Annotated in this window: 7 protein-coding genes; 5 read left to right on the plus strand and 2 right to left on the minus strand. The window is 71.3% G+C overall.

Annotation, left to right across the window (positions count from 1 at the left end; translation table 11 throughout):
• Positions 1–13: 13 nt before the first annotated feature.
• On the minus strand, positions 14–400 hold the full coding sequence (locus tag AB0C29_RS33710; protein WP_360828905.1) for a VOC family protein: 387 nt from the start codon (positions 398–400) through the stop codon (positions 14–16).
• A gap of 121 nt (positions 401–521) precedes the next feature.
• Positions 522–854, minus strand: a complete 333-nt coding sequence (locus AB0C29_RS33715; RefSeq protein ID WP_360550781.1) for an STAS domain-containing protein — start codon at positions 852–854, stop codon at positions 522–524.
• A gap of 133 nt (positions 855–987) precedes the next feature.
• On the opposite strand from AB0C29_RS33715, the gene hemL reads away from it, so the two are divergent.
• From hemL to AB0C29_RS33740, 5 genes are all read left to right on the plus strand, one after another.
• Positions 988–2,337 (plus strand): glutamate-1-semialdehyde 2,1-aminomutase, encoded by a 1,350-nt coding sequence (gene hemL / locus AB0C29_RS33720; RefSeq protein ID WP_360828908.1) that lies wholly within the window; start codon positions 988–990, stop codon positions 2,335–2,337.
• The gene (locus tag AB0C29_RS33725) at positions 2,331–2,987 is read left to right on the plus strand and encodes a histidine phosphatase family protein (RefSeq protein WP_360828919.1); all 657 of its coding nucleotides are present in this window, start codon (positions 2,331–2,333) and stop codon (positions 2,985–2,987) included. The genes hemL and AB0C29_RS33725 overlap by 7 nt, the downstream gene beginning before the upstream one ends.
• Entirely contained in the window at positions 2,984–3,550 is a 567-nt protein-coding gene (locus AB0C29_RS33730) for a TlpA disulfide reductase family protein (RefSeq protein WP_360828911.1), read from the plus strand. Before AB0C29_RS33725 ends, AB0C29_RS33730 begins: the two co-directional genes overlap by 4 nt.
• Entirely contained in the window at positions 3,550–4,383 is an 834-nt protein-coding gene (locus AB0C29_RS33735; protein WP_360828914.1) for a cytochrome c biogenesis protein CcdA, read from the plus strand. Before AB0C29_RS33730 ends, AB0C29_RS33735 begins: the two co-directional genes overlap by 1 nt.
• The coding region (locus AB0C29_RS33740) for a cytochrome c biogenesis protein ResB (protein ID WP_360828916.1) at positions 4,380–4,898 on the plus strand (519 nt) is incomplete at its 3' end. The genes AB0C29_RS33735 and AB0C29_RS33740, both read left to right, overlap by 4 nt.

The raw sequence follows: 4,898 nt of genomic DNA on the forward strand, positions 1-4,898 counted from the left end.
GGCGGCGTTCCGGCTACTGCGGGGAGCGTAGGTACGGCCGGGTGATCAGCTCCAGGGCGTGACCGGCCGGGTCCTTGAAGTACACGCCGCGGCCGCCGTGCTCGGTGTTCGTCTCGCCCGGGCGCTGCATCTGCGGGTCCGCCCAGTGCTCGATGCCGCGCTCGAGGAGCAGCGCGTACGCCCGGTCGAAGTGCTCGTCGTCCACCAGGAACGCGTAGTGCTGCATCTGGATCTCGACCGGCGGCTCGGCGAACTGGAGCAGCACGCCGCCGTCCAGCTGGAGGTTGGTGAAGAAGCCCCAGGACGGGGCGTCGGCTGCTTCCAGCACGTCACGGTAGAAGGCGGCCGAGACGGTGCGGTCCTTCGCGGCGATGATGGTGTGGTTGAACGTCGCGCTCAATGTCGTCCCTACTGCTCGATCCCTGTCACGGAGAGCAGCCACCCAGGGTGGATGAGCCCACGGAGGATGGCCGAACAACTTTCCCTCCGTGTCGGCCCATCCGGGGCTCGACAGGAACCTATCAGGTAGCGCTGGAGATCATCAGGGCACTGCGCAGGCCGGTGATGTCCAGGACGCGGAGCAGGAAGTCGCCGACGTTGGTCAGAGCCAGCACCGCGCGGGCATGCTGGGCCTTACGGCTGAGCACCACCAGGGTGCCCAGGCCCTGCGAGTCGCAGAAGGTCACGCCGGACATGTCGAGCACGATCCGGGAGGGTGGTTCCGGTTCCAGCAGGGTCTCGTTCACCATGGCGGACAATTTGGCCACCGTGAGCACGTCGATCTCGCCGGCGAGGTGGAAGACAACCTCGTCGGGGGCTCGCTCAACCGCGATGGACAGCTCCGGTCGCTCCACCGGGTCAGCCTATCGCGAGCGGTGGAATCCAGCCTGTTGGCACGGTTCATCCGCCCCGCATCCACCCACCGATCGTGACCTGTACAACCCGCCCCCGGGGCTGCTAAGGCGGCCGCCGCCCGGCGCTGACAGAATGGGATCCGCCGTGACCACCTCAAACCACGCCGCGGGCAGTCCGTACCCGGACGAGGCCCCGGTCTCCCAGGCCCTGTTCGACCGCGCCAAGGGCATCGTGCCCGGCGGGGTCAATTCACCCGTGCGTGCGTTCAACTCCGTGGGCGGCACACCCCGGTTCATGGCCCGCGGTGAGGGCCCGTGGATGGTCGACGTCGACGGCCGCCGCTACGTGGACCTGGTCTGTTCGTGGGGTCCGCTGATCCACGGGCACGCGCACCCGGCGATCGTCGCCGCCGTGCAGGCCGCCGCCGCGCTCGGCACCAGCTTCGGCACGCCGACGCAGGGCGAGGTGGAGCTGGCCGAGGAGATCGTCCGGCGCACCCCGGTCGAGCAGGTGCGCCTGGTCAGCTCGGGCACCGAGGCCACCATGACCGCGATCCGGCTGGCCCGCGGCTTCACCGGCCGCAGCAAGATCGTCAAGTTCGCCGGCTGCTACCACGGTCACGTCGACGCGTTGCTGGCCGCGGCCGGTTCCGGCGTCGCCACGCTGGGCCTGCCCGATTCGCCCGGGGTCACCGGCGCGGCGGCCAGCGAGACCATCGTGCTGCCGTACAACGACGTCGCCGCGGTCGAGGCGGTCTTCCGGGACAACGACGACATCGCCGCGATCATCACCGAGGCCGCCGCCGGCAACATGGGCGTGATCGCGCCGCGGGCCGGCTTCAACCAGCGGCTCGCCGAGCTGGCCCACGCCGCCGGGGCCCTGCTCATCGTCGACGAGGTGATGACCGGTTTCCGGGTGTCACCGGGCGGCTGGACCGGGCTCGATCCCGTGGACGCCGACCTGTTCACGTACGGGAAGGTCATGGGCGGTGGCCTGCCCGCCGCGGCCTTCGGTGGCCGCACCGAGATCATGTCCCGGCTGGCCCCGGCCGGGCCGGTCTATCAGGCCGGCACGCTCTCCGGTAACCCGCTGGCCTGCGCGGCCGGGCTGACCAGCCTGCGGCTGGCCGACGACGCCGTCTACAAACGGCTCGACGAGGTCTCCGCCACGATCGGCGCGCTCGCCTCGGACGCCCTGAACACCGCGGGCGTCTCGCACCGGCTGTCCTTCGCCGGCAACATGTTCTCCATCTTCTTCACCGACGCCGAGGTCGTCGACTACGACTCGGCCAAGACCCAGGACGTGGCCGCGTTCCGGGCGTTCTTCCACGCGATGCTCTCCCGCGGTGTCTACCTGCCGCCGAGCGCGTTCGAGTCGTGGTTCGTCTCGGCGGCGCTCGACGACGCCGCCTTGGAGCAGATCAGCGCGGCACTGCCGGCGGCGGCGCGGGCCGCCGCGGCAGCGGGGGGAGCACAATCTTGAGCCCGACCAAGACCACGGTGCACGTGCTGCGGCACGGCGAGGTCCACAACCCAGGCAAGATCCTGTACGGCCGCCTGCCCGATTTCCACCTCTCGGAGCTGGGCCGGCAGATGGCCAAGGCGGCCACCGAGGCGCTCGCCGACCGCGACGTCACGCACGTCGTGGCCAGCCCGCTGGAACGCGCGCAGGAGACGGCCGAGCCGTTCGCGGCCCACTTCAAGCTCGAGACGACCACCGACACCCGGCTGATCGAGAGCGCCAACTTCTTCGAGGGCAAGAAGGTGTCGGTCGGCGACGGCGCGTTCAGCAACCCGCGCAACTGGTGGGTGCTGCGCGACCCGATCACCCCGTCCTGGGGCGAGGCCTATCTGCAGATCGCCCAGCGGATGTTCGCCGCCGTGCAGGCCGCCCGGGTCGCCGCCGAGGGGCACGAGGCGGTCTGCGTCTCGCACCAGCTGCCGATCTGGACCCTGCGCCGGTACGTGGAGAAGAAGCGCCTCTGGCACGACCCGCGCCGCCGCCAGTGCGGCCTGGCCAGCCTCACCTCGTTCGTCTTCGAGGACGCGAAGGTCGTCGGCATCGAGTACGCCGAGCCCGCCGCCGCCCTGGTGGCCATGTCCCCGAGCGCCCGGACGGCCAAGGGGGCATGACCGTGCGCCGGCTCACCGCAGTCGCCCTCACCGCCGCCGTCACGGCCGGTGCGCTGGCCGGTTGCGGGGAGGAGAGCTGGGAGAAGAAGTGCTCGACGAACGCCGACCGGGTCATCGAGTGCACCCCGGACCAGCGTCCCGAGGCCCGCGCGGTCACCGGTGAGCTGCTGGCCGGCGGCACGTACGACGTCACGCAGGACCGCGGCAAGGTGATCGTCGTCAACTTCTGGGGCTCGTGGTGCAACCCGTGCCGGGCCGAGGCGGACGATCTGGAGCGCACGTACCAGGCCACCAAGGCCAAGGACGTGACGTTCGTGGGGGTCAACTCGCGTGACGAGAAGGACCCGGCGAAGGCGTTCGAGCGCGGCTTCGGGGTGACCTATCCGAGCATCTACGACCCGAACGGCAGTGTCGCTCTCAAGTTCGACGTCACGCAGGTCACCACCCCGGCCACGCTGATCCTGGACCGGCAGGGCCGGATCGCCGCGGGCATCCGCGGGGCCACCACGATCGCCGTGCTGCAGCCGGTGGTCGAGCGGATCGCCGCGGAGGGCCCGGGCTGATGGGGGAGACCTTCGCCGACGTCGCCAGCAGTGGTCCGTTGCTGCTGGCCATCGGTGCTGCCGCGATAGCCGGGCTGGTCAGCTTCCTGTCGCCGTGCGTGCTGCCGCTCATGCCCGGCTACCTCTCGTACGTCACCGGGCTGGCCGGCGCGGACCTCGACGCCGCGCTGGGCGTGCCCCCCAAGTCGCAGCCGGAGCCGGAGCCGGGCGGGTCCGTCGCGGTGGCCACCAAGCCGCAGGCGCGGACCGCCGGCCGCGGCCGGGTGCTGGCTGGGACGGTGCTGTTCGTCGTCGGCTTCTCTGTCGTGTTCATGCTGCTGGCTACCCTGGTGGCCAACATCGGCCTGGCGCTGAAGACCCACGAGCGAACCCTCAACATCGTGCTCGGGGTGCTGATCATCGTGCTCGGCCTGATGTTCATCGGCCTGGTCCCCGGTATGCAGGGCCAGGCCCGGATCAACTGGCTGCCCAACGCCGGCCTGGCCGGGGCGCCGATCCTCGGGGCGCTGTTCGGGCTCTCCTGGCTGCCCTGCACCGGACCCACCCTGGGCGCGGTCCTCGGCCTGGCCACCACCAGCGGGCAGACCGACCGGGCCGTCGTGCTGGCCCTGGCCTACAGCCTCGGGCTCGGGGTGCCGTTCGTGCTGTTCGGGCTCTTCTTCCGCCGGCTGCTCGGCGTCTTCAAGGCCGTGCGCCGCAACAGCCGGTGGGTCACCCGGATCGGCGGCGTGCTGCTGGTCCTGGTCGGGCTGGCCCTGGTCACCGGCGGCTGGAACAGCTTCCTGATCTGGCTGGTCACCACCTTCAACTTCGACGCGGGGACCCTGCTGTGACCGTCGTCGAGCAGCGCCCAGCGCCCGCGGCCGAGCCACCGCCGCGCCGGCCCAACCGGCTGTGGGCGCTGCTGCGCAACTCCTGGCGGCAGCTCACCAGCATGCGCACGGCCCTGGTGCTGCTCTTCCTGCTGGCCGTGGCCGCGATCCCGGGCTCGGTGCTGCCGCAGCGCGCGATCAACCCGGAGAACGTCGCCGGCTACTTCCGGGACCATCCCGACCTGGCCCCGGTGCTGAGCCGGCTGGGCGGCTTCGACGTCTACGCCTCGCCCTGGTTCGCGTCCATCTACCTGCTGCTGTTCACCTCACTGGTCGGCTGCGTCATACCGCGGCTGCTCGACCACGTGCGGGCGCTGCGCACCGTACCCCCGGATGCTCCTCGCCGGCTGGAGCGGCTGCCGCAGCACGCGGCGGCAGAGCCGCGACCCGACGATCCGGCCGCCTCGGCCGCAGCCTACGCGGCCGCGATCGGCCGGCAGCGCTTCCGCACGTTCGAGAGAGAGCGGCCGGACGGC

It is taken from the genome of Actinoplanes sp. NPDC048791, from assembly GCF_040650095.1.
Lineage (GTDB): Bacteria > Actinomycetota > Actinomycetes > Mycobacteriales > Micromonosporaceae > Actinoplanes.

Bases quoted from the DNA above. Each gene is read 5' to 3' on its own strand.
- hemL (WP_360828908.1), top strand. From the start codon at position 988: ATGGGATCCGCCGTGACCACCTCAAACCACGCCGCGGGCAGTCCGTAC.
- AB0C29_RS33730 (WP_360828911.1), top strand. From the start codon at position 2,984: ATGACCGTGCGCCGGCTCACCGCAGTCGCCCTCACCGCCGCCGTCACG.
- AB0C29_RS33735 (WP_360828914.1), top strand. From the start codon at position 3,550: ATGGGGGAGACCTTCGCCGACGTCGCCAGCAGTGGTCCGTTGCTGCTG.